This window comes from Pseudoalteromonas sp. GW168-MNA-CIBAN-0100, from assembly GCF_040309225.1.
Classification (GTDB): Bacteria; Pseudomonadota; Gammaproteobacteria; order Enterobacterales; family Alteromonadaceae; genus Pseudoalteromonas; species Pseudoalteromonas arctica.
Genome location: NZ_JBEOOL010000015.1, coordinates 21838 through 47851, shown reverse-complemented (window position 1 = coordinate 47851; position 26014 = coordinate 21838). Strand labels below are relative to the sequence as shown.

The window sequence follows — 26014 nt, the reverse complement described above, 5'->3', positions numbered from 1 at the left end:
GTAGCCATTAAAAAATTATAAAAATAACCTATGACTCATAAAATACTCATTGTTGATGATAACCAAGCAGTACTCGACGCACTTTCGTTATTGCTCGAAATCCACGACTTTTCGGTAGTCACTGCAACAAATCCGTTTGATGCTCTGCAAATAGTTCGCTATCAGCGAATTGAGCTTGTAATTCAAGACATGAACTTTACCAGCGACACAACCTCTGGCGAAGAAGGTAAAACGTTGTTTTATGAACTACGAGAAATAAACCCACACCTCCCTATTATACTTATTACAGCCTGGACCGAACTTGCTACCGCTATTGAGCTTGTAAAAGCAGGTGCTGCCGATTACTTACCAAAACCCTGGGATGATGCAAAACTACTAGTTTGTATCAGTAACTTAATAGAGCTAGGCAGTGCTAAAAAAATAGTGGCGACACATAATCGCCATCAACAAGAGCGTGAAGGTACATTTAAAAGCGCAGACCTTGCCGGGCTAATATTTAAAAGCACGGCTATGGAACGACTGGTCACTATGGCGCTACAAGTAGCTAAATCTGATATATCTGCATTAATTACAGGCCCTAATGGAAGTGGTAAAGAGTGCATTGCGCATATCATTCAAAAAAACTCCCCACTTGTATCGCAACCTTTTATTAAGGTAAACGCAGGCGCACTACCACAAGAACTTATAGAAGCCGAACTTTTTGGCGCTGAAGCTGGCGCATACACGGGGATAACTAAACAACGTATTGGTCGATTTGAAGCAGCTGATGGCGGTACTTTATTTTTAGATGAAATTGGTAATTTACCACTTTCAGGACAAATAAAATTACTACGCGTAGTACAAACCGGCGAGTTTGAACGTTTAGGCTCAACACAAACACAAAAAGTAAATGTGCGAGTAATATCGGCTACTAACGAAAACTTACTACAAGCAATTGAACAAGGTCGATTTAGGGAAGACTTATATTATCGCCTTAATGTAATTGAACTCAATGTGCCTGCCCTTAGCGAAAGGCAAGATGATGTTTTAGCACTCATTAGCCACTTCTTACCTCACCGAGAGCTGACTATAAACACAGAGCAAGCACTTCAACATTATAAATGGCCAGGTAACGTTCGAGAGCTAGAAAATGCTTGTAAACGTGTAGCGGTACTAAAACCAACAGGTGCGCTTACAGTCGATGACTTTGCACTTTCGTCATCGGTTACTGCTCAACAAGAAGCAAAAGCAGAACCGACCAAACAGGAAATAGAAAACGCAATGCGCGCTCATCAAGGTGTTATAGCCAAAGTGGCCCGTGAATTTGGTTTAAGCCGACAAGCTCTTTATCGTCGATTACAAAAAATGGGTATTGATTATTAATGCCAAACATTATTAGCCACTTTACCCTAAGCCAAAAGGTTGTGTTAATTTGCGCACTTTGTAGCGCGCTGCCTGTTTTTATTATTGCCGCACTTAGTGGTTTTGATATGTACTACACTCTGTTTTTAATATTACTAACGCTTGCATTTAGCACCTTGCTTTCAAGAGCTCTCACCAAGCCAATAAAGCTTGGCATGCAATCGCTCGAAACTGGATTGCTTAATTTTAAAGATGGTGAGCTCTCCAGCTTACTAGCATATAAAAGTAATGATGAACTTGGAAAACTATGCCGACTTTATAATCAAACCGCTAAACAGCTTCGCCAAGAAAAACAATGGATTTACCAGCGCGAGTTAATGCTTGATAAAGTATTGCAAAGCTCGCCGCAAGCGTTATTACTGGTCAATGATAATAATACGGTGGTATTTAGTAATTTAATTAGCCGTAGTTTATTTAATAGCGCAACCCGCCTTGAAGGTATGCAGCTAAGTAAATTACTCGAAAATTCGCCTCTGCAATTAATAGCAGCTATAGAGCACGGTGTTGATGGCCTCTTTAATATAGAAATAGAGAATCAAGACTCGCAAACTTGGCATTTAGCCACCGGGGAGTTTTTACTCAATAACCAAAAGCATCATTTATATATATTCAAACAATTAACCCGTGAGCTTAGTCGCCAAGAAGTTGCCGTGTGGAAAAAGGTAATACGCATTATCAGCCACGAATTGAATAATTCACTCGGCCCTATGTCGTCCATGTTACATAGCGCACAATTGCTCGCAAATAAAGTTGATGAGCCCCGCCTTGCCCGTGTATTTGCAACTATTGATGAGCGAATTAGTCATTTAACTGAATTTGTACAAGGCTATGGCAAGTTTGCTAAATTACCTCAGCCACAAAAAACACGGATTAACTGGCAAAACACACTCAATAATTTAAAGAATCACTGGCAATTTAGCTACGAAATAAAAAATTCACACAATGAATTACAAGCTGATCAAACACAACTCGAGCAGCTGCTCATAAACTTATTAAAAAATTCACACGAGTCAGGCTCCAACTCCAATGAAATACATATTCAGGTCGAATTTGTACCCCAAGCTTGTGTTATAAATGTGAGCGACTGCGGCAAAGGAATGAGCGAGCAAGTAATGGCAAATGCTTTAGTGCCCTTTTATTCTACAAAAAGTACGGGGAGTGGTTTAGGGCTAGCCTTATGCAGAGAAATAGCAGAAGCGCACCAGGGGCATATAAGTTTACATAACAAAATAGAGGGCGGCTTAAACGTACAAGTGAGCCTTCCTTATTCGTAAATTCACAAAAATTAAAAACAACAAAGCCACTTAAAAAGTGGCTTTGTGTTTAAAGAGCTTAATAACCTGATAGCAGGTTGAGTAATAAAATTACTCTGCGTCAGCTTCTTTATATTTAGCAGCAGTTTCTGTAATTAACGGCTGTAATTCACCGCGTTGAAACATTTCGATAATAATGTCACAACCACCAACTAACTCGCCATCTACCCAAAGTTGTGGGAATGTTGGCCAATTTGCGTATGCTGGAAGCTCAGCACGAATGTCTGGGTTAAGTAAAATATCAACGTATGCAAATGGTTCACCACATGACATTAACGCTTGCGATGCTTGTGAAGAAAAACCACAATTAGGTAATTTTGGTGACCCTTTCATGAAAAGGATTATTGGGTTTTCTGAAATTTGCTGTTTAATTTTATCAATGGTTTCCATCTACAACCTCAAAGTAACGATAGCTAAATATATTTAGGTCTTGAAAATAACTCATCGTGACCACAAATATATAACTTAATATGGGCAAATAAAGCCGCAATTGAAATAGTCTTTCGCAATAGCATTGCTGTTTGCTTAAACTTGAGTAAAATACTCAACAATTATAGTAACACTATATTACCGCTTGGTATAGGTAACTGCTCTGTTTCAACAGGCATTACGTATTACCAAATGGACTATCAACCAAAGAAGATGGAGATAAAAAAATGGCATTTGAACTACCGTCACTACCATATGCAATCGACGCACTTGAGCCACATATTTCAAAAGAAACACTAGAGTTTCACCATGGCAAACACCACAACACTTACGTGGTTAAGCTTAATGGTTTAATCCCTGGTACTGAGTTTGAAAACAAATCTCTAGAAGAGATCGTATGTTCATCAGAAGGCGGCGTATTTAACAACGCAGCACAAATCTGGAACCATACTTTTTACTGGAACAGCTTATCTCCAAACGGCGGCGGCGAGCCTACTGGCGCAGTTGCTGATGCAATCAACGCCAAATGGGGTTCTTTTGATGCGTTTAAAGATGCATTAAATGACAAAGCAGTAAATAACTTTGGTTCAAGCTGGACGTGGTTAGTTAAGCTTGCTGATGGTTCACTAGACATCGTTAATACATCTAACGCTGCTACACCATTAACTGATGATGGCGTTACTCCAATCCTTACAGTGGATTTATGGGAACACGCTTACTACATTGATTACCGTAACGTTCGTCCAGATTACCTTAAAGGTTTTTGGTCGCTTGTTAACTGGGAATTCGCGAACGCTAACTTCGCTTAATTAGCCTTTAAACGCTAATGTAAAAAAGACGCTTAGGCGTCTTTTTTTGTTTCTTGTTTATCACACCTAAGCGCCTCATCATTTAATAAAACACTTTTAGTAACATGATCTTTTTTCACTTAAATTTTTAATTTTATTGCACAAAAATACAAATTCGTGACTAGACTTTAAAAGGTAAGCACCTTTTTACAGCGGGTTTCGGAGGTTATTATGACGATTTTTGAGCATTACCAAGCACGATACGAAGCGGCACAGGAAGAAGAATACAGTATCGCTGAATTTCTTGAGATTTGTAAAACCGATAAGTCTGCCTACGCCAGCGCACCAGAACGCCTACTCATGGCAATTGGCGAACCAAACATGGTAGATACCGCAACGGATGCACGACTAAGCCGGTTATTTTCTAATAGAGTAGTTGCGCGCTACCCTGCCTTTGCTGATTTTTATGGTATGGAAGACGCCATTGAGCAAATAGTCTCTTATTTAAAACACGCCGCCCAAGGGCTTGAAGAATGCAAACAAGTGCTCTATTTACTTGGACCTGTTGGTGGGGGTAAATCATCCATTGCCGAAAAACTAAAATATTTAATGCAACAAGTGCCTATTTATTCAATTAAAGGCTCTCCGGTAAACGACCATCCTCTTGCATTATTTGACCCAATAGAGGACGCCGACGTACTTAAGCAAGAATACGGTATTAAACCGCGCTACTTAAAAACCATTATGTCGCCTTGGGCTGGCAAACGCTTAAAAGAGTTCAATGGTGATATTAGCCAGTTTAGAGTGGTTAAACGCTACCCTTCTATTTTAAACCAAATAGGCATTGCCAAAACCGAACCTGGAGATGAAAACAACCAAGATATTTCGGCGCTAGTGGGTAAGGTCGATATTCGCCAGCTTGAGCACTTTGCCCAAAACGATCCTGATGCATACGCCTACTCGGGCTCTTTATGTTTAGCTAACCAAGGGCTGATGGAATTTGTAGAAATGTTTAAAGCGCCTATTAAAGTGCTGCACCCTTTACTTACCGCAACCCAAGAAGGTAACTACAACGGCACAGAAGGCATTAGTGCCCTGCCTTTTAATGGCATGATCCTCGCTCACTCTAATGAATCTGAGTGGCAAACTTTTAAAAACAATAAAAACAACGAAGCATTTTTAGACCGTGTTTATATTGTAAAAGTACCTTATTGCTTACGTGTAACCGAAGAAATTAAAATTTACGACAAATTACTTGAGCACAGCGAGCTATACAACGCGCCATGCGCACCAGGTACACTTAAAACATTGGCGCAATTTACGACGCTATCACGTTTAAAAGATCCAGAAAATTCAAGTATCTATTCAAAAATGCGGGTATACGATGGCGAGACTCTAAAAGACACCGACCCTAAAGCAAAATCGTATCAAGAGTATCGTGATTACGCAGGTGTTGATGAAGGCATGACGGGGCTCTCTACTCGCTTTGCGTTTAAAATTTTATCCCGCGTGTTTAACTTTGATACCACTGAGGTTGCTGCAAATCCGGTGCACTTATTTTATGTACTTGAGCAACAAATAGAGCGCGAACAATTTTCAAGCGAAATAGAAGAGCGTTATTTAAGCTTTTTAAAAGGCTATTTAATTCCGCAATATGTAGAGTTTATAGGTAAAGAACTGCAAACCGCCTATTTAGAATCGTATTCAGAATACGGACAAAACATTTTTGACCGTTATGTTATTTATGCAGACTTTTGGATACAAGACCAAGAATATCGCGACCCTGATACGGGACAACTATTTGACCGCGAGGCACTTAATGCCGAACTTGAAAAAATAGAAAAGCCAGCAGGTATTTCTAACCCTAAAGATTTCCGTAATGAAATAGTGAACTTTGTATTGCGTGCCCGTGCGCATAACAACGGTAAAAACCCACTATGGACAAGCTACGAAAAACTACGCACGGTGATTGAGAAAAAAATGTTCTCTAATACCGAAGATTTGCTCCCTGTTATTTCGTTTAATACTAAAACGTCTGCAGAGGATCAGCAAAAGCACGAAGACTTTGTGAACCGTATGGTCGAAAAAGGCTATACACAAAAACAAGTTCGCTTGCTTTCTGAGTGGTATTTACGGGTTAGAAAATCGCAATAACCTTCATAGTCGTAGTATATAGGAGGTCAATATGGCGCATTTTATAGATAGGCGTTTAAACGGTAAAAACAAAAGTACGCTTAATCGCCAGCGCTTTATTAGGCGCTATAAAAAGCAAATTAAAGAAGCGGTTTCAGATGCGATTAACAAGCGCAGCGTTACAGATTCAAGCTCTGGTGAGAGTATTTCTATTCCACAACGCGATATCAGCGAACCTACATTTCATCAAGGGCAAGGCGGGAATAGAGAACAAATTCACCCTGGTAACGATCAGTTTTCTACAGGTGATAAAATTGAGCGCCCTACAGGCGGACAAAGCGGCGGGGCCGGTGAAGGTGACGCCAGCGATTCGGGCGAAGGGCAAGATGAATTTGTATTTTCGATATCAAAAGATGAATACCTTGATTTACTGTTTGAAGATTTAGAACTTCCTAACTTACAAGAGAACCAGCTTGATAAGTTAGTGCAAATGAAAACCCACCGCGCAGGTTTTTGTAGCGATGGCATGCCAAGTAATATTGATATTGTCCGCTCATTACAAGGCTCGCTTGCACGGCGTGTTGCCATGAGTGCAGGTAAAAAACGCCGTTTAAAAGAGTTCGAAGAACAACTTGCTCTGCTGCTTGCTGGTCCACATAACGATAAAGCAGCAATTGCTTTATTACAAAAAGAAATTGCAGCATTAAAACTACAAATTAAATCGGTCCCGTTTATTGATAACTACGATTTACGTTTTCGTAATTACGAAAAGCGCCCTCACCCCACCAGCAAAGCCGTGATGTTTTGTATTATGGATGTGTCAGGCTCAATGGATCAGCCAACAAAAGACATGGCAAAGCGTTTTTATATTTTGCTCTATCTATTTTTAACGCGCAGCTATAAAGACATAGACGTTGTTTATATTCGCCACCACACACAAGCAAAAGAAGTAGACGAGCAAGAGTTTTTTTATTCCCAAGAAACTGGCGGCACTATTGTTTCAAGCGCTCTTAAATTAATGAACGAAATAATAAAAGAGCGTTACCACGCAAATGAGTGGAATGTATACGCCGCACAAGCCTCTGATGGCGATAACTGGGCGGACGACACCCCGCAGTGTGGTGAAATTTTGCGTAATAAGCTCTTAAGCGCAGTACGCTATTTTGCTTATATTGAAATAACCACTCGTGCCCATCAAAGCCTATGGCGCGAATATGAATCCATAACACACAGCCATAATAATTTCGCTATACAGCATATTCAAAGCGTTGAAGATATTTACCCAATTTTCAGGGAGCTATTTAAAAAAGGTCGTCAACAGCAAAACTCTGCATAGCCTAAAGCGAGGTAGCATTATGAATGATAAACGAATGAGTGATGGCCCAGATTGGACCTTTGATTTATTAGATGAATATCAAGGTGAAATTGCCCGTGTTGCAGCTCACTACAGGTTAGACACATACCCTAATCAAATTGAAGTGATAACCGCAGAGCAAATGATGGATGCTTATTCAAGCGTTGGTATGCCTATTGGCTACAGTCATTGGTCTTACGGTAAGAAATTCATCCAAACAGAGCAAAATTATAAGCGCGGACAAATGGGTCTCGCTTACGAAATAGTGATAAATTCGGACCCTTGTATTGCGTACTTAATGGAAGAAAACACCCTACCTATGCAAGCGCTTGTAATGGCACATGCATGTTACGGACATAACTCATTTTTTAAAGGTAATTACTTATTTAAAACCTGGACCGATGCTGGCTCAATTATTGATTACTTGGTATTTGCTAAAAACTACATAAGCCGCTGTGAAGAAAAGCACGGTATTACACAAGTCGAAGCCCTACTCGACTCATGTCATGCCTTAATGAATTACGGAGTGGATCGCTACAAACGTCCACAACAAATATCGCTATTTGAAGAGCAAAAACGCCAACAAGAGCGTGAAGACTACCTTCAATCGCAAGTAAACGAATTATGGCGAACTATTCCTGAGCAACAGCAAGAAACCAAAAAGAAAGTACGCCATTTTCCTTCTGAACCCCAAGAAAATATTTTGTATTTTATTGAAAAAAATGCCCCATTACTCGACTCTTGGCAACGTGAAGTTATACGTATTGTTCGTAAAATTTCGCAATACTTTTACCCACAAAAGCAAACTCAAGTAATGAACGAAGGTTGGGCAACTTTTTGGCATTACACCATCCTTAATCACTTATATGATGAGGGAAAACTCACCGACTCTTTCATGTTAGAGTTTTTACAAAGCCATACCAACGTAGTTTATCAGCCACCTTATAACAGTAAGTATTATTCAGGTATCAACCCATATGCTTTAGGCTTTAATATGATGGTTGATATTCGCAGAATATGTGAGCACCCAACTGAAGAAGATAAACGCTGGTTCCCTGAATATGCAGGCAGTAATTGGCTAGATACACTGCATTTTGCAATGGAAAACTTTAAAGATGAGAGTTTTATTAGCCAGTTTTTATCGCCTAAGTTAATTCGTGATTTTAAATTATTTACTATTATTGACCATACTAATAACCCCCATTTAGAAATTGGCGCAATACATAACGACAATGGCTATAAAGCAGTAAGAGAAGCGCTCTCAGCGCAGTACAACTTGAGTAATCATGAGCCCAACATTCAAGTATATGACGTTGATATTAGAGGTGACCGTTCACTAACCCTACGCTATGTACCCCATAACAACATTCCTTTAGCAAACTCGCACAAAGAAGTGCTTAAGCATCTTTACAGATTATGGGGCTTTAAAGTAAAACTAGAGCAAGAGTCAAATTCTGGTGAGGTTTCAATGATTGGTCAATGCCCAATAGATGACTCTAGACACACAACAGAATAATGAAGGGCAATAAAATTTTCATACTGATTGGGTTTGCTCAGCAGATCGTAAAAAAATACACTATTATTTAACCCTAAATTCTGGATATAAAAAATGACGCTTAAGCGTCATTTTTTATATCTTCGTAGGCTATTACTTTATTTCGCCCTGTATTTTTAGATTGGTACAGTGCTTTATCTGCAGCCTCTATCCAGCGCTCATGATTTTTAAAATCATTACTCCTACCAGCCAGCCCTATACTTACCGTCATTGTTATTTCAAAGTGTTTATACTTCACAGGGTTAGTTTCAATCAACACCCTTAAACGCTCAGCAAACACAAAAGCGCCTTCTTTATCTGTATCAAGTAATGTCACTGCAAACTCTTCACCGCCATAACGCCCTGCAACATCAGTTTCGCGCAGCGTCGTACGTAGTAAGTTAGATAAATGACGAAGCGATTCATCACCACAGCTATGGCCATATTCATCATTTATTTTTTTAAAGTGATCAATATCAAACATTAATAATGTGCTACAGCCACCACTTCGCTTAACTCTTAAAAACTCTTGGCGTAGCGTACCTTCCCAGTGTCCACGGTTTGCAAGCTGCGTTAAGCTATCTGTTTGACTTACTTGTTCTAATTTTTTGTTTAACTCTTCAAGCTCTTTTTTATTTACCGCGACATCTGTTACATCATACAAAATAATACAAATATGGCTAACTTCGCCCATCGTATTTGTAAGAGGGATAAATGTCGCATTTTGATACATGTAATCAGCTTTACCAGTAATAGGTCGATAATTTTTAAACCTAAAAATGTATGGCTGCTGCTCCCAAATCGTAAAAGAGCGGTTTTTTAAAACAAAAACCGATTCTGATTTACTTCTAAACCATTTTTCGTCTATTGCTGGAAATAAATCAAATAGGTCTTTATCTTTTACTGCGCTTGGTAGAAGCCCTGAATGGTTTTCCATAAAACCATTCCATACACACACCTTATAATCTCTATCAAGTACTACAAGGCCTACATCAACGGTATTAAACATATCCATAAGCCAATGGATCTCATTCATTTCTAAATCTGCAGCCATAACTTAATCTTCTAATAGGTAAGCAACTTTATACTTCAAAGTTTTAAGTGAATCTTCAGTAAATAACAGCATGAGGTCGCAATTTATATCATGGTTTTCAATACCGTAACTAATCTCTATAGCAAGGGTGCGTTGCCAACGTGACTTGTTTGATTTAACCAGCTCAGACACATCTCTGTGTTGGCCAAGTACTATTGGGTGCCCTTGGCTAAATGACATATCGAGCTGTTTTGAAAGACCCGTTAAAATAGCGCCTATCAAAATATTACTAATATCCATAAGCAGCTCAAGTTCAACTTTATCGTTTAACTCGCCGTCATAATTCATCAAAGAAGCTATTTCTTTAAAGCTTGAATCATTTAAAAGTAATAGCGCCTCGCCCGAAATACCACCGCCAATAAAGCCCTGGCACACACCCGATGTAGCTGCGTTATTATCTATAGACTGCAGCGCCATATCGAGTTCATTAACTTCCAAAATATTCACATTAGGAATTGGTAGCTCTACAAATACATTAAGAAGACGTGCAAGTAAATCCCCAGCCTGCCCCATAGCAACGTTAGTTAGCTCTTGGTATATATCCCGAACATCAGGGTCGACTTGCTCTCCTAGCGAATGAGAGAGACGTTCACGCATGGCTTTGTCTTTAATTCCATGGTGTTCAATTATGCTGGCTAGTTTTTCGGGGGAACATGGTTTTTGAATAAAATCGATAGCACCCAGTTCAAGCACTCTTTGATGTGCACTTGGCTGTATATCACCAGAGACAACAACAGTGAGTATATTTAGCCCCTGTTCTTTCATAGCGATTAATACTTCATACCCATCCATTTCAGGCATGTTTAAATCGAGAAAAAGTATTTCTGGTTCAATTAACTTTATTTGCTTTATGCAATCAACGCCGTCGAGTGCAAATTCAACTTTAATATCCCAATCTTCAGGTAATGAACGAGCTAGCTGACGCCTAGCTAATTTTGAGTCATCACATATTAGTACCGATGTTGACATATTATCTCTCTGTTTCTAAACCAGTAATGAGCATTAAAATCATTTTATGATGGTTTTTATTTTTATTATTGAAGATATATTTTGTAACTTCATGTTAATCAAAGTTTAGCACAGTTACAATTTTTATATTGCAGAACTAATCCCAACTTCATCAGAGCGGTATAATCTCTTGGTTACTATAGCGCAGTATAATACACTGACGCCCATTGCGTTAATTTAAAAGGAAATACCTTATGTTACGTTCACTTACCTTTGCTTTGAGCGCATTTTGCTCTGTGGCTATTGCAGCCGATTACCCAGAAAACACGCTAGACATAGGAAAAGTATCTGCACAAGGCAAACCAGTCACTTTATTAGGCAAAGGGATCTCTGTTGGAGATAGCGCGCCAAATTTCAAAGTAGTTGATGACAACTTCATCCCTGTAACGCTTGAGGATTACAAAGGCCAAGCTGTATTGATAAGTGTAGTGCCAAGTCTTGATACAGGTATTTGCAGCCTGCAAACTAAGCACTTTAATGAAAAAGTAGCCTCGCAATTTCCAAGTGTTGCAATGCTAACAATTAGTGCTGATTTACCATTTGCTCAAAAGCGTTTTTGCAAAGCTGAAAATATCGATAAAATCACTACGTTATCAGATTCTGTTTGGCGCGATTTTGGCCAAAAATACGGATTGATTATTAAAGATATGGGCTTATTAACGCGAACTGTATTTATTTTAGATGAAAGCCATAACGTCATTTATAAACAATTAGTTAGTAGCCTTTCAACTGAACCAGAATACAGCAGCGTAATTGAGAAACTTAAAACGCTTTAAAGCCGATTAAATAGCAATGATTAAGCAATGCTAAACAGCCTTCAAACAAAAAACCGCCAATTGGCGGTTTTTTAATATGCTTTTATATTTAACCTAAAAGCTCACCAAGTTGTGAACTTACAGCTTCAACAGCTTGTGTACCATCTAGTTTGTGGTATTGAGTATTACCAGCAGCAGCTTCTGCTTGGTAGTAATCAACTAATGGCATGGTTTGCTCGTGGTAAATACCTAAACGTTTACGTACTGTTTCTTCAGTATCATCAGCGCGAACAATTAAGTCTTCCCCAGTTTCGTTGTCTTTACCTTCCACTTTTGGTGGATTATATACAATATGGTAAACACGACCAGAACCAGGATGAACGCGACGTCCGCCCATACGTTCAACAATCACTTCGTCAGCCACGTCAAATTCAATAACGTGATCAACCACTACGCCATTTTCTTTCATCGCATCAGCTTGAGGAATTGTGCGTGGGAAGCCATCAAGTAAAAAACCTTTCTCACAATCAGCTTTAGTAATACGCTCTTTTACCAAACCAATAATAATATCGTCAGAAATTAGTTGACCAGCATCCATTACTTTTTTTGCTTCTAAGCCTAATGGCGTGCCCTCTTTAATTGCTGCACGTAACATGTCGCCAGTAGAAATTTGTGGAATACCGTATTTGTCCATTAAAAACTGAGCTTGAGTACCTTTACCTGCACCCGGCGCGCCCAAAAGAATAATGCGCATATTATTGTCCCCTAGTATGGATATTTATTTTAAAGCCTGAATTCTTCCACAAGCGCCGCCGATACTCAAGCAACTTATACTAATTGATGAGTTGTTGATGTATTTACAGCGCATTAAAAAAGGGAACATACGTTCCCTTTTATTCAAAGTATATAATTTATACTTTTATTAACTAAATAGTTAACTGACTACTTGCTTAGTTCAAGCATTAGTTTGTTTAGGCGAGTAACAAACCCAGTTGGATCTTTAAGTGTACCGCGCTCTGCAAGTAATGCTTGGTCTAATAAAACATGTGACCACTGTGAAAATTTATCTTCATCTTGTTCGTCATTCAAATGCTTAACAAGTTGATGCTCTGGGTTTAGCTCAAACACAGGTTTTGCTTCTGGTGCTGTTTGACCAACAGATTCCATTAGCTTTTGCATTTGTGAGCTCATGTCGTTGTCGTCACTTACAACACATGCTGGAGAATCTGTTAGGCGGTGCGTAAAGCGCACTTCTTTAACGTCATCACCTAGTGCTGTTTTAATACGTTCAACAAGGCCAGCCATCTCTTTTTCAGACTCTTCTTGTGCTTTTTTAGTTTCTTCGTCGTCCAGCTTACCTAGATCTAGATCACCACGTGTGATTGACTGTAGTTGCTTATCAGCAAATTCAGTTAAGTGGCTCATCATCCACTCGTCAACACGGTCACTTAGTAACAATACTTCAATCCCTTTTTTGCGGAAAATCTCTAAATGAGGAGAATTTTTCGCAGAAGTGAATGTATCAGCTACTACATAGTAAATTTTGTCTTGGCCTTCGTTCATACGTTCAACATATTGCTCAAGCGACACATCTTGCGTTTCTGAATCAGTATGAGTAGAAGAAAAGCGTAATAACTTACATACGGCTTCTTTATTTGCCGCATCTTCAGCTGGGCCTTCTTTCATTACTTGGCCAAACTCATTCCAAAATACTTGGTAATCGTCAGCTTTGTTTTTAGCCATACGCTCAAGCATTTTAATAATGCGCGATGTACACCCTTTACGAATAGCTTGCGTTACTTTGTTGTCTTGTAGAATCTCGCGAGATACGTTTAGAGGTAAATCGTTTGAATCTAGTAACCCTTTTACAAAGCGAAGGTAGCTTGGCATGAACTGCTCAGCATCATCCATTACAAATACACGTTGTACGTAAAGTTTTAAGCCACTTTGACGTTCACGGTTCCATAAATCGAAAGGTGCTTTTTTAGGGATGTATAAAAGGCTCGTGTATTCAGTTTTACCCTCAACCTTATTATGTGCCCAGCTAAGTGGATCTTCCCAGTCGTGGCTTACGTGCTTGTAAAACTCTTTGTATTCTTCATCAGAAAGCTCTGACTTATCACGCGTCCACAATGCAGTTGCACGGTTAATGCTTTCCCACTCACCTGGTACTGCTGGAATTTTTTCGCCGTCTTCGCCTTCAGACTCTGGTACTTCTGCTTTAAACATTTGTACAGGTGTTGAAATATGGTCTGAGTATTTTGTAACAATGCCACGTAAGCGGTAATCGTCAGCAAATTCTTTTTCTTCATCACGAAGATGTAAAATAATGTCGGTACCACGGCCTTCTTTTTCAATTTCTTGAAGCGTGTATTCGCCTTCACCTTGAGATTCCCACTCGTAAGCGGTTGTTTCACCGGCTTTACGTGTACGAACAGTTACTAAATCAGCAACAATAAATGCTGAGTAAAAACCAACACCAAATTGACCAATTAATTGTGAATCTTTACTTTGATCACCCGTTAAGTTTTTGAAAAACTCAGCAGTACCCGACTTTGCAATAGTACCTAGCGAGCTAATTACTTCATCGCGTGTCATACCAATACCATTATCAGAAATGGTAATTGTATTTGCTTCTTTATCTGCGCTAATACGTACACGTAAATCGGCATCACCTTGGTAAAGGTCGCCTTGAGATAGCGCTAAAAAGCGTAACTTGTCTGCCGCATCTGATGCGTTTGACACAAGTTCGCGTAAAAATATTTCTTTATTAGAATAAAGAGAATGAATCATTAAGTTTAATAATTGTTTTACTTCTGTTTGAAAGCCTAATGTTTCTTTTTGTGCTGCAGTCATTTATATATCTCCAATTTGCAAAGTGTCTGCGTTATGCACTTAATATGGGGTGAGGTGTTAGAACTTCAAGGGAAAAATCAAAAAAAGGTGAAACGAAAAAATAGAATATCTCGTTTATCTAAAATGGGTGCGGACAATTAATATGAATCTTTTCACCTGTTGTTGGATGTTCAAAATATAAATCGCTGGCATGTAATTGTAAGCGTCCTGCCATGTACTCACTTTGCGCACTTTTATATAAATCACAGCCTAAAATTGGGTGCCCTATAAACTGGCTATGTATTCGTAATTGATGAGTACGTCCGGTAACGGGCGTAAATTGCACTAAGGTTCTGCACGGCTGTTTAAGCCGCTCAAGCACACTGTATTCACTCACCGCTACTTTACCCGTCGTTTGGCAAATTTTAACTCGCGGAAAAAGCAGTTTATCTTTTGCTATTGGCGCAGTAATTTCCCCCTCATCAACAGCTAAGCTACCCTCTAATATGGCTACATAACGCTTTTGGATAGTACGCGCCTGAAACTGTTTATTAAGATGCTTTGATGCTTTGGCGTTTAATCCAACAATCATAATGCCCGATGTACCCAAATCTAACCGATGCGGTAACTTAGCCTCAGCAAATGCGGCTGTTAACCCTTTTTGACCATGTACTAAACGGTAATGTACTGAGTCCCAGTTAAGCGGATTCTTACCAGACAAACTTAATAACCCACTGGGTTTATTGATCAGTAAAATATCATCATCTTGATATAATATTTCAATAAACCCGTCGCACTTAGGCGCTACAAAGTCATCAACAATCCTTTGTGGTTCTGAAGGTGTTTGCGATGTTGAGTTAGCCATTAAGTTAATCATTAAATTAGTCAATATCTTTTGAATGAAGTGCTTTTAAAGCCAATACTTGCTCACGTAAATCGTCTGCTACTACTTTGTCAGCGGCAATCGGGGTACCTACTGCAACCGACACCAAAGACCATTTTAATCGTGGTAGTTGCCACTTAGCTTTTCGGCTAAACATACTTCCCCACAAGCCCCCTAAATGCACAGGAATAACGGGCACAGGTGAGCGCTCAATAATGCGCTCGATTCCACGGCGAAAAATATCGATAGAGCCGTCACTGGTTAGTTTTCCTTCAGGGAAAATACCAACAAGTTCGCCTTTATTAAGCGCAGCAGCCACTTCGTCAAACGCTTTTTTAAACGCTTCTGGATTGGTTTTTTCACTGTTAATGGGAATAGCTTTGGCCATTTTAAATAACCAATGTAGGGCTGGCGAATAATAAATAGGGGCAAATACCATAAATCGGATAGGCCTTGGTGATGCTGCTAAAATAAACATCCAATCGACAAAGCTCACGTGATTACACACTATAACGGCAGCGCCTTCATCTGGAATATTACTTTCACCTTTTGTACGCACTCTGTACATACAAATAGCTAAAATATATATAATAAATCGTAAAAAGAACTCTGGTACTTTGGTATAAATATAAACAGATATAAGCAAGTTTAGCCCAGCAAGTAACAGTAGCAACTCTGAAATACTCCACTGAAAAACAGACAGCGTTACAATACTTAAAACAGCACTGCCCACCATAAACAGTGCATTTAATACATTGTTAGCCGCTATAACTCGTGAGCGACTCGACTCTTCAGTACGCTGTTGAATAAGCGCATACAGCGGTACAGTGTAAAAACCAGAGCCAATACCAATGCCCGCCATCCATACAAAATGCCACACCATGTCGCCTGTTTTTAATAACTGCTCAAGCGTTAATAATTCAAGGTTTTGAGGTGAATAAGAGCTAATAGCTGGCTCTTGGCTCAGTAAGTATAAAAACAAGGTAATTAAAATAGCGCCAAAAGGCACAATTCCTAATTCTATTCGAGAGCGAGAAAGCTTTTCACATAATAACGAACCAATAGCAATACTTAGTGAAAACACAACAAGCGCACTGGTTACCACCAATTCATCGCCGCCCATTGTGTGTTTTACATAATTTGGTAGGGACGTTAAAACAATTGCGCCAATTAACCAAAACCAACTAATCCCAAGCACTGACTTACCAACCGATTCTGTTTGCGAATTAAGTGCTGAAAATACGTTTTTCGTGGATGAAAATATATTATAGGTAAATTTTAAGTTAGGCTCGTTTGCCTCACTAATGGGTATAAAGCGACTGCTCACATAACCCATAACAGCCAGTACTAACACGGCAATACTTATAAGCGTAGGCCCTACTGATTGAGTAATATAATAGGTGCCAAAAATTGTACCAATTAATATTGCTACAAACGTGCCTGATTCAACCAAGCCATTCGCTTTTGTTAATTCGTTAGGGGCTACGTGCTGCGGTAAAATAGAGTATTTTAATGGACCAAAAAACGTACTTTGTACGCCCATTAAAAACACGGTGGCTAACATCAGCCAAACATACTGCGTTAAAATAGAGACAGCCCCTACAACCATAATAGGGATTTCACATAGCTTTACGATTCTGATTAGTTTGGATTTTTCTGTTTTTTCAGCTAGCTGCCCCGCCATCCCTGAAAATAAAAAGAAAGGTAGGATAAATAACCCAGCAGCAATATTTGAATAAAGTGCGCCATCAGCAAGCGTTGCAGCCTGGAATATCAATAAAATAAGCACTGATTGCTTATACACGTTATCGTTTATCGCTGAGAAAAACTGCGTAATAAAAAGCGGTAAAAAACGCTTACTACCCAGTAATGTACCTTGGTAGGGGTGATTATCTTTCATTGTATTCCTTACTAATTAGAGACATAGCCCAAAAATATATTATACCAATTTGTTTAATTAAATGATCTATTTTGAGGGCGGAAAAACGTGTTGATAGCTAGGCAAAAAATTCGCTATTTAGTTGTTCTAAATGAGAATTTTTTAACGCAGGTAGCTACACGTTTAGCCCCGCAAAATGATTAAGTATTATTGCGGATTGGTATTAGATTGCTTCTAAGCTTACCTTAAAAACAAAAAAGCCTACATAATTTAATCATGTAGGCTTTTATAATATCTTTTCAAATAGTGACTTAGAGTTAGTCTTGTGTAACTAAACGCCTGCCGCTAAAAGCATGCATAAGCGTTCTACCATCTACTAAATCAAGCTCGCCCCCCACAGGAATACCGTGAGCAATACGCGAAGCACCTACTTTATATTTATGACAAAGCTGAGCAATATAATGAGCTGTAGTATCGCCTTCAACGGTAGGGTTAGTCGCTAAAATAACCTCATTAATACCGCCTTGAGCAAGTTTTTGCTCTAAAACGTCTAAGCCAATTTCTTTAGGGCCGATACCGTCAATTGGCGATAAATGACCCATTAAAACAAAGTATAGCCCTAAATACTGACCTGTTTGCTCAATGGCAAGCACATCAGTAGGCGATTCAACAACACATAATATGCCGCTGTCTTGGCGTTTTGTACTTAAACAAATATCGCACTGAGCTTGTTCGCAAAAAGTACGACAAGACTGACAATGCCCTATGGCTGTCATTGCTTTAGTCAATGCATTGCCCAGCTGAGTGCCTCCCTTTCGGTCGCGCTCAAGCAAGTGAAAAGCAATACGTTGCGCTGATTTTGGACCAATGCCCGGTTGACAGCGCAGTGCTTCTATAAGCTGATTTAAACTATCTGAAAGTTGCATTATTTACTTAAAACGGCATTTTCATACCTGGTGGTAATTGCATACCGCCAGTTACTTTACCCATGCGCTCTTGTGTTTCTTCAGCAACACGGCGTACAGCATCGTTACATGCTGCTGCAAGTAAGTCTTCAATCATGTCTTTGTCGTCTTCCATAAGGCTTTCATCAAGCTGAACACGACGTACATTGTGGTTACCAAGCATGGTTACTTTAACTAAACCGGCACCGGCTTCGCCAACAACTTCTAATGTTGCGATTTCGTCTTGGGCTTTTTGCATGCGATCTTGCATTTGCTGCGCTTGCTTCATCATGTTGCCCATTCCACCTTTAAACATAACTTTCTCTCTTTCTTTTAATACATTAATTAACATGAACATAAGGGCGATTGTAAGTAATTACAATGCCTGAATACTGTTTTCGTCGATTTCGGCGCTAAATACTTGCTGAAATTGTACTATGTTTTCATCAGATGTGATCACATCGATTGCTTGTTGATGACGACCTGCATCAATTTTTTGCTGAATAAGATAAGGAGAGTCAATAACTCCCTTAGCAAAATTAATACTTAACGACACGTTATGCTCATAAATACTCGACAATGCGGCATCTAATCTTTGGCGAAGCATCGGTGTATCTAAATGCTTTTGTGATTCATCAACGTCTATATGTAAACTGTTGCCTTGCTTGGTAAATATTGAATGCAATGCAAATTGGCGCATACGACCACCCAGTCCCATACGTTTAATTAAATAAGCCCATTCATCTTGTTGATGTGCAAATCTAATTTCACTAATTGGACTTTGAAAATCATCAGGGGCAGGAATACTTACTTCCTCTGGCACTATTTCAGGCGCTTTTTGAGGGTTTATTTGCTCAAGTAATTCTGGCGCAAGATTTTCAGTAATTGTTTGGTGCTTTGCTTTAAAATCAATCTTACTAGCTGGCTTTATGTTGGAGTGATTATGTGCCTGGGTTTGGCTCCCTGTTACTGGGAGCTCATGCTTTTTTTCACTCTCACCTTCGCTATCAGTTGCCCAAGGAGGGATATCGCCAGACGCAGTACTTGAAGGGCTATTAAGCTCACTTGAACTTGTATCTGCACTACCTTGATGAACACTTTGGGCTTTAGGCATTCTTGGATGCTGTTCTGGCTTTTTAGCAGGCGCTTGGCTTGGCTGCACTGCTACATTATTTGCAGATGTACTTGTACTCTTGCCTGATAACCTACCCGCACCCGATATGTTTCTGTCGCGTAAAATACGAGCAATGGCAGATTGCGCCTGCGCTTCTTGTTCAGCTATTGGCGTACTTGCATTGTGATTTGTTAAGGGCTCTGGTGAAGACTCTGAGTTTGCAGTAGGTGCAGGTTTAAAACCCTGATCTACAGCGCTACTCATTATATCATCAAACTGCGAAGCTAACGTTTGCTCAGCATCACTATGTTGCATGTAAGCTTCATCTTCACTTTGGCGCTGGGCTTGAGCATCCGAAACAACATTGGTTTGTGGTTGATCATTAGCTGAAGCCTGTTGCTTTAAAGCGTTTTCACTTTGTTGAACCGGTTGCTCTACTGCAACTTGGGCAGGCTCATTATTACTTTGTACGACATCATTATTCGATGTCTGAGCGGCAACATTTGGTAAAGGCTCTATCTCAAGGGATTTAGGCTGCTCTGTATTGCTAACTGGCTTAGTATTATTTACAGGGACACTACTTTGGCTAGCTACAGTGTTTTGCGATGTTTTATTTTTATTTAATATATCTCGCAGTGCATTTGCACGGCCTTGTTTATTTGGGGCCGGCTCTTCGTTTACTGTGTGTACAGTTTGTTGAGCGTCTGTAGGCTTAAATGCTAATAATCTTAGCATTATCATTTCAAAACCTAAGCGAGGCTCTGGTGCCCATTGTAAATCTTTTTTACCATTTAACAGTAACTGATAATAAATTTGAATTTGTTGTGGGCTCGTATGTTGTGCAACATGAGCAATATAATCTACATTTTTTTCATCTAGCCCTGCCGCTTCTGGCACTAACTGGGTTAGTTGAGTCAAATGCGTAAGTGCAATTAAATCATCAAGCAATGCCACATAATTAGGATTACGACTTGCCACCTGCGCAATCTCATCCATTAGCGCAGCGCCATCTTGTGCAAGTAATGCTGCAAGCAAGCTTTGGCTATAATGAGTATCCATTAAACCAAGCATAGTTTGTACTGCTTGGTTATTAATATCACCATTTGTTTGTGCGATAGCTTGGTCGGTTAAGCTAAGTGCATCACGCATACTGCCATCAGCGGCTTTTGAAATAATGCTAAGTGCATCGGTATCAAAGCTAAGCTGCTCTTGAGTAAGTACGTGTTCAAGCTGTGTTTTAATCTCACTTTGCGACAAGGCATTTAGGTTGAATTGTAAACAGCGAGATAAAATAGTAACTGGTAGTTTTTGAGGATCGGTCGTCGCCAATAAAAATTTCACATGCTCTGGTGGCTCTTCAAGCGTTTTCAAAAGCGCATTAAAGCTGTGCTTAGAAAGCATGTGAACTTCATCGATTAGGTATACTTTATAACGTCCACGTGTTGGCGCATATTGAACGTTATCGAGTATTTCGCGGGTGTCTTCTACTTTTGTTCGAGAAGCCGCATCTATTTCGAGTAAGTCAATGTAGCGCCCTGCTTCTATATCTAAACAGCTGCTACATTGGCCACACGGATTTGCAGATATACCTTCATCGCAATTTAAGCTTTTAGCAAAAATACGCGCAATAGTCGTTTTACCTACACCGCGGGTTCCAGTGAATAAATAAGCGTGATGCAGTCTATTTTGTGTAAGCGCATTTACAAGCGCTTGCTTAACATGAGACTGCCCAACCAATTCATGAAAGGTTTGAGGACGCCATTTTCTCGCTAGAACCTGATAACTCATCGATTACTCGCCTTCGAATTCAACCAATTTTAGGATTTTAATACCCATTTTTTTGATGCGCTGCTCGCCACCAAGTTCTGGTAGTGATACAACAAATGCAGCATCTGTGGCTTCGCCACCTAGTTTATGAACTAATTTAGCTGTGGCTTCAATTGTGCCGCCAGTTGCTAATAAGTCATCAACTAATAATACTTTATCGCCAGGTACAATTGCATCAACATGCAGCTCTAGCGTGTCTTCACCGTACTCAAGTAAGTAATCTTGACGAATAACTTCGCGTGGTAACTTACCTGGTTTACGAACTGGAATAAACGGAATGCCTAATGCGTAAGACAGTGGCGCACCAAAAATAAAGCCACGTGATTCTGTGCCAATTATTTTAGTAAAACCCTGATCTTTATATTCTGCGATAAACGCGTCAATAGTTGCTTTAAAGGCTTCTGGATTTGCCATTAAAGTGGTTACATCGCGAAACATGATGCCCGGCTTTGGATAATCAGCAATTGTAGTTATGCTGTTTTTGATAATTGCTGGTGTTACTTGAGTCATAATTTTAACTGCTCAATTGTTTATATTACAAAGCAGGTGATTATAACCTTAACTAACCTTTAATTGCGAGTTTGGCGTTACTATAAAAGAAGTATTAACTATGGGGGGGTAATTAAAATAAAGTGGTTCAAGGCTGAAGTAAGCAACAGCCTTAATAAACGCTATGCATTTTAAGTTAAGCTAGTGATCCAGCCTAATATTGCATTTAAACAACCAATCCCTGCAAATACAGCTAAGAAAGCAAGAAAATAAGTAGCGTTGAACGGATCTTTAAAGTCTTTATCATCTGACATTGGTACAACCTTTTATTAAGCACGACAAATAAGGCTGCCATAATAGACGATGTAAAATCATCAATAAAGACCTTAATCTTGATTTTTTGTCACAATTACACCGCGTTCAACCATTGCATTGAGGGTAACTAATGCGCCTTGAGCAATTTGATCTGCATTAAACTGTGGTGCATGAGCGAATACCTGTTGGCAAACGTCGTCAAATGTCGCTCCATCACTTGCCTCAATAATTGATAGTAACAAAGCAGTCATCGCATTCGTAGCCAGAAATTGAACGTCATCATCTTCATCTCTATATACAACAAAATAATTAGGCTGAGGTGATGGCTCTTTTGGTTTAAAGCGATTGCTAATATTTTGAACCGGAAATTGATAACTTAAATTTCTTGCCGTTTTCGATAAATACAAAGCAGAACTAGTAAGCGCTGTTGTTTGTAATTTTTGCTCTTGCTCATCTTCGTGTGCAATCGATACATCTAGCTCTACCCATTCATAATGTGCAAGTTCTAGCATAAACACGGGATCGTATCTTTTTATTTTATAATCACTTGATAAATAATTAATAAACTCCCCTGCTATATCTAAAAAGTACGGCGAATGACAATCATATTCGCTAAAAAACTGGCGTACAAGAACCAGCCATTGCTTGTCTGTATATAAGGTTTTTAATACCGGAAAGCCTGATGATATAAAACCTTCAATGTTATTAAAAAATAGGTCGCGATAAATGGACATACGTCTGTCTTCGATACCGCTGGGCTTTTTATTTTTTTTAGGCTCGCGAATATGCGCCATAAATTCGTTTTGTATTTCAATAAAGCTCATAACCAGGCACTCTTTTAATATTTATAAAGGCTTATATTAAGCTCGTTGTTTTGAAACCATTGAAGTAATGTGTTTAGCTTGTAGCTCATGAATTATATCTAACTCTTTGGTTAAAATATTCATGGTAGGGATATTAAAATCGCGCTCAAGCAAGGTTGGAAATACGCCATGCACTTCATATGCTTTATCCAGTAGCTCCCACACAGGATCAATGACATCAGCACCATGTGTATCAACTATTAAGTCATCAGCCTCATTATAATGGCCTGCAACGTGCCCATAGGCGATACGATTAGAGGGTAACCCTGTTAAAAATTCTTGTGCGTTATAGCCATGATTAATCGAATTCACATAAATGTTATTCACATCCAGTAAAAGCTTGCAGTCTGCTTGCTCTAAAATGGTATTTGTAAATTCCAGCTCTGATAATTGCTGTCCAGGAGCGCCATAATAGGAAACATTTTCTATCGCAATTTGCTGCTCAAGTATGTCTTGTACTTGTTTAATACGAGGGACAACATGTGCTATTGCATCTTGTGTAAACGGAATAGGCATTAAGTCATACATATGGCCTGTACCGGAACAGTAACTTAAGTGCTCACTGAAAATTTTTATATTGTGCTCTTCAAAAAAAACTTTTAAAGATTTAACAAATTCAACATCCAGTGGTTCGGGTGAACCGATAGACAGTGATAATCCATGACACACAAAATTATTTGCATCTGTTAATGTTCTAAATTGCTTTTTAAAGCGTCCACCTAATTTTAACCAGTTCTCTGGCGCAACTTCCAAAAAATCTACTTGATTAGGTACGTGTTCAAGCAGTTCATCAAGCATTTCTCGTCGTAGGCCAAGGCCCACCATCCCGAAATCTGTACTCTGGATTTGTGTCATAACTACCTCTAACTTATCAAAAAAGGGCCTTAAGGCCCTTTTAGCATAACTTATTTAGAATAAGATATTAACGACCGCCACATTTACCTTCGCCGCACTTACCTTCTTTTTTAGTTTTTTTAGCATCGCCGCCGCATTTACCTTCACCACATTTGCCTTCTGTTTTAGCTTTTGCATCTTTTGCATCGCCGCCACATTTACCTTCACCACACTTGCCTTCTGTTTTAGCTTTTGCATCTTTTGCGTCGCCGCCACATTTACCTTCGCCACACTTGCCTTCTGTTTTAGCTTTTGCATCTTTTGCATCGCCGCCACATTTACCTTCGCCGCACTTACCTTCTGTTTTAGCTTTTGCATCTTTAGCATCGCCGCCACATTTACCTTCGCCGCACTTACCTTCTGTTTTAGCTTTTGCATCTTTTGCATCGCCGCCACATTTACCTTCACCACACTTACCTTCTTTAGCGTCTAGTTGGTAACCTGTCACTAATTGTTGAAACTCAAATGGGTTGGCTTGTACATCTGCAGATACAAAGCTTGCAGAGCCAACAACTACTGCACCTAAAGTTAACGCGATTGTATTTTTTTTAACTGTATTCATTTTGTGACTCTCTTTAATCAAGTATTGTAAATCTCAGCAATAAAAATGTATTTTAAATTGCTTGTATGCTTAAGTAGACCTGTACAAGAATAAAAACTTTCATTTATTTTCATAATATTTACTTTTGCGGTTTCTACATTAAATATGGTTGGTAATTACAGATTTATCAATGTGTGATTTACAGGTAAACTATGCGTCCAGTTTTTTATCAAAATTAATCACTTTATGAAACTTGTTTTAGCACCTATGGAAGGTGTCGTTGATTTTAAAATGCGCCAATTACTCACAGACATTGGTGGGTTCGATTTGTGCGTTACCGAGTTTGTAAGAGTGGTTGAAACATGCTTACCTGATAAAGTTTTTCATCGATTTTGCCCTGAACTACATAATAATGGATTTACGCGAGCAGGTACTCCTGTGCGTGTTCAATTACTCGGCCAAGAAGCAAATCCGTTAGCCGAAAATGCAGTAAGAGCAATTGCTTTAGGATCTCATGGGGTCGACCTTAACTTTGGTTGCCCAGCAAAAACCGTTAATCGTAGTCGAGGGGGTGCTGTACTGCTTAAAGATCCTGACCACATGTATACGATTATTAAAGCAGTCCGAGATGCTGTAGATGATAAACATGAAGTAAGTGCAAAAATTCGCTTAGGCTTTGATGACGACAGTAACAGCCAAGAAATTGTTGATGCTGTGGTAAGCGCAGGCGCAAATAGTGTAGCTATACACGCCAGAACCAAACGTGATGGTTATAACCCGCCAGCTTATTGGGAAAAAATTCCACCAATAATAAAAGATAAAAATATTGCCGTTGTTGCCAATGGTGAAATTTGGCAAGTTGAGGACGCAATGCTTTGCCAAAAACGAAGTGGATGTACTGATTTGATGCTTGGTCGTGGCGCCCTTTCGCACCCTGATTTAGCAAAAAAAATTAAAGCTCATGTAAATAATGAACAATATGATAGCCTTCAATGGGAGCATATTATTTATCACTTAATCCACTCTGCTATTCATCAAGACCCTGCAAAAGATGAAAAGTATTTTGCTTCTCGTACAAAGCAATGGCTAGGTTACCTTAAACGCCAATACCCGCAAGCGATCGATTTATTTGATGAAATCAGGCGTTTAAAAAGTAAAGAAGATGTGGCAAGCGTATTAAATAAATACGCCAAAGCACCGCAACTTGATTCAAATCATAACGGCTAACCTAAAGCCTCTAGATAATATCAGTATAACGTGAAGCCAATTTAATAAGGTTGTACTGATAATGCATCATCAAAAAAGACTAAACGATGAAATAGCACAAATTAAATTAAATATATTAACTATGCTTTCTAAATCAGCCTACCCTACACATCAGCATTTAATACAAATTTTAGATAATACAGCAAACAATGAATGGTTAGACTGTGCAGCAGAGAAGCTAGGTCCTGAGTATGCGTTTTTGATCAGTCGCATGACTAAATTAGAAGCAGCGGTCAGCCAAATAGAAATTGGGCAATATGGCTACTGCTGCGACTGTGAAGAAAAAATACCAGCCAAATCACTTGAACTAGATCCCGCAACCCAACGGTGTACAAAGTGCGCACAATAAGCGCACT

Annotated in this window: 24 protein-coding genes; 9 read left to right on the top strand and 15 right to left on the bottom strand. The window is 39.2% G+C overall.

What is annotated here, in order from left to right:
* The first annotated feature begins 30 nt into the window (after window positions 1-30).
* Window positions 31-1362, top strand: a complete 1332-nt coding sequence (locus AAEY62_RS10900) for a sigma-54-dependent transcriptional regulator (RefSeq protein WP_350634936.1) — start codon at window positions 31-33, stop codon at window positions 1360-1362.
* A complete protein-coding gene (locus tag AAEY62_RS10895; RefSeq protein WP_024590830.1) occupies window positions 1362-2675 on the top strand; it encodes a sensor histidine kinase in 1314 nt (437 codons plus the stop codon). The genes AAEY62_RS10900 and AAEY62_RS10895 overlap by 1 nt, the downstream gene beginning before the upstream one ends.
* A 90-nt stretch (window positions 2676-2765) precedes the next feature.
* On the opposite strand, the gene AAEY62_RS10890 is transcribed toward AAEY62_RS10895, so the two are convergent.
* On the bottom strand, window positions 2766-3104 hold the full coding sequence (locus tag AAEY62_RS10890) for a Grx4 family monothiol glutaredoxin (RefSeq protein WP_004335359.1): 339 nt from the start codon (window positions 3102-3104) through the stop codon (window positions 2766-2768).
* A gap of 266 nt (window positions 3105-3370) precedes the next feature.
* Between AAEY62_RS10890 and AAEY62_RS10885 the strand changes: the two genes are divergently transcribed.
* The 4 genes from AAEY62_RS10885 (at window position 3371) to AAEY62_RS10870 (ending at window position 8934) form a co-directional block, all read left to right on the top strand.
* Window positions 3371-3952: a superoxide dismutase gene (locus AAEY62_RS10885; RefSeq protein WP_002960323.1), complete on the top strand. Its 582-nt coding sequence runs from the start codon at window positions 3371-3373 to the stop codon at window positions 3950-3952.
* Window positions 3953-4162: 210 nt separating this feature from the next.
* Window positions 4163-6085, top strand: a complete 1923-nt coding sequence (locus tag AAEY62_RS10880) for a PrkA family serine protein kinase (RefSeq protein ID WP_350634935.1) — start codon at window positions 4163-4165, stop codon at window positions 6083-6085.
* A 31-nt stretch (window positions 6086-6116) separates the two neighbouring features.
* Window positions 6117-7400 carry a YeaH/YhbH family protein gene (locus AAEY62_RS10875; RefSeq protein WP_024590828.1) on the top strand — a complete coding sequence of 428 codons (1284 nt, stop codon included), beginning with the start codon at window positions 6117-6119 and terminating at the stop codon, window positions 7398-7400.
* 19 nt (window positions 7401-7419) lie between these two features.
* Window positions 7420-8934: a SpoVR family protein gene (locus AAEY62_RS10870; protein ID WP_024590827.1), complete on the top strand. Its 1515-nt coding sequence runs from the start codon at window positions 7420-7422 to the stop codon at window positions 8932-8934.
* 100 nt (window positions 8935-9034) lie between these two features.
* Here AAEY62_RS10870 and AAEY62_RS10865 read toward each other — a convergent pair whose 3' ends face one another.
* Window positions 9035-10006 carry a sensor domain-containing diguanylate cyclase gene (locus AAEY62_RS10865; RefSeq protein WP_024590826.1) on the bottom strand — a complete coding sequence of 324 codons (972 nt, stop codon included), beginning with the start codon at window positions 10004-10006 and terminating at the stop codon, window positions 9035-9037.
* A 3-nt stretch (window positions 10007-10009) separates the two neighbouring features.
* The gene (locus AAEY62_RS10860) at window positions 10010-11014 is read right to left on the bottom strand and encodes a response regulator (RefSeq protein ID WP_024590825.1); all 1005 of its coding nucleotides are present in this window, start codon (window positions 11012-11014) and stop codon (window positions 10010-10012) included.
* Window positions 11015-11247: 233 nt separating this feature from the next.
* Here AAEY62_RS10860 and tpx point away from each other — a divergent pair, with 233 nt between their 5' ends.
* Entirely contained in the window at window positions 11248-11829 is a 582-nt protein-coding gene (gene tpx, locus AAEY62_RS10855) for a thiol peroxidase (protein ID WP_024590824.1), read from the top strand.
* An 88-nt stretch (window positions 11830-11917) separates the two neighbouring features.
* Here the strand turns inward: tpx and adk are convergent, their stop codons facing one another.
* The 12 genes from adk to AAEY62_RS10795 all read right to left on the bottom strand — a co-directional run bounded on the left by adk (window position 11918) and on the right by AAEY62_RS10795 (window position 24413).
* Complete coding sequence (adk, locus tag AAEY62_RS10850; protein ID WP_010553395.1) at window positions 11918-12562, bottom strand: adenylate kinase; 645 nt, start codon at window positions 12560-12562, stop codon at window positions 11918-11920.
* Window positions 12563-12750: 188 nt separating this feature from the next.
* A complete protein-coding gene (htpG, locus tag AAEY62_RS10845; RefSeq protein ID WP_024590823.1) occupies window positions 12751-14664 on the bottom strand; it encodes a molecular chaperone HtpG in 1914 nt (637 codons plus the stop codon).
* A gap of 118 nt (window positions 14665-14782) precedes the next feature.
* Window positions 14783-15520, bottom strand: coding sequence for an RluA family pseudouridine synthase (locus AAEY62_RS10840; RefSeq protein WP_024590822.1), 738 nt, complete (start codon window positions 15518-15520; stop codon window positions 14783-14785).
* A 4-nt stretch (window positions 15521-15524) separates the two neighbouring features.
* Entirely contained in the window at window positions 15525-17426 is a 1902-nt protein-coding gene (locus AAEY62_RS10835) for an MFS transporter (RefSeq protein WP_024590821.1), read from the bottom strand.
* A 296-nt stretch (window positions 17427-17722) separates the two neighbouring features.
* Entirely contained in the window at window positions 17723-18331 is a 609-nt protein-coding gene (gene recR / locus AAEY62_RS10830) for a recombination mediator RecR (protein ID WP_008165968.1), read from the bottom strand.
* Window positions 18332-18338: 7 nt separating this feature from the next.
* Entirely contained in the window at window positions 18339-18665 is a 327-nt protein-coding gene (locus AAEY62_RS10825; RefSeq protein ID WP_002962306.1) for a YbaB/EbfC family nucleoid-associated protein, read from the bottom strand.
* A 60-nt stretch (window positions 18666-18725) separates the two neighbouring features.
* A complete protein-coding gene (gene dnaX / locus AAEY62_RS10820; RefSeq protein ID WP_024590820.1) occupies window positions 18726-21251 on the bottom strand; it encodes a DNA polymerase III subunit gamma/tau in 2526 nt (841 codons plus the stop codon).
* 3 nt (window positions 21252-21254) lie between these two features.
* Window positions 21255-21800 carry an adenine phosphoribosyltransferase gene (gene apt / locus AAEY62_RS10815; RefSeq protein WP_007584093.1) on the bottom strand — a complete coding sequence of 182 codons (546 nt, stop codon included), beginning with the start codon at window positions 21798-21800 and terminating at the stop codon, window positions 21255-21257.
* Window positions 21801-21970: 170 nt separating this feature from the next.
* Entirely contained in the window at window positions 21971-22093 is a 123-nt protein-coding gene (locus AAEY62_RS10810) for a hypothetical protein (RefSeq protein WP_002962301.1), read from the bottom strand.
* 72 nt (window positions 22094-22165) lie between these two features.
* Window positions 22166-22918 (bottom strand): HvfC family RiPP maturation protein, encoded by a 753-nt coding sequence (locus tag AAEY62_RS10805; protein ID WP_024590819.1) that lies wholly within the window; start codon window positions 22916-22918, stop codon window positions 22166-22168.
* A gap of 36 nt (window positions 22919-22954) precedes the next feature.
* A complete protein-coding gene (locus tag AAEY62_RS10800) occupies window positions 22955-23812 on the bottom strand; it encodes an HvfB family MNIO-type RiPP peptide maturase (RefSeq protein ID WP_024590818.1) in 858 nt (285 codons plus the stop codon).
* 67 nt (window positions 23813-23879) lie between these two features.
* Window positions 23880-24413, bottom strand: a complete 534-nt coding sequence (locus AAEY62_RS10795) for an HvfA family oxazolone/thioamide-modified RiPP metallophore (protein ID WP_010553389.1) — start codon at window positions 24411-24413, stop codon at window positions 23880-23882.
* Between the two features lie 225 nt (window positions 24414-24638).
* On the opposite strand from AAEY62_RS10795, the gene AAEY62_RS10790 reads away from it, so the two are divergent.
* Window positions 24639-25619, top strand: a complete 981-nt coding sequence (locus AAEY62_RS10790; protein WP_024590817.1) for a tRNA-dihydrouridine synthase — start codon at window positions 24639-24641, stop codon at window positions 25617-25619.
* A gap of 61 nt (window positions 25620-25680) precedes the next feature.
* Entirely contained in the window at window positions 25681-26007 is a 327-nt protein-coding gene (locus AAEY62_RS10785; RefSeq protein WP_024590816.1) for a TraR/DksA C4-type zinc finger protein, read from the top strand.
* Window positions 26008-26014: the final 7 nt, after the last annotated feature.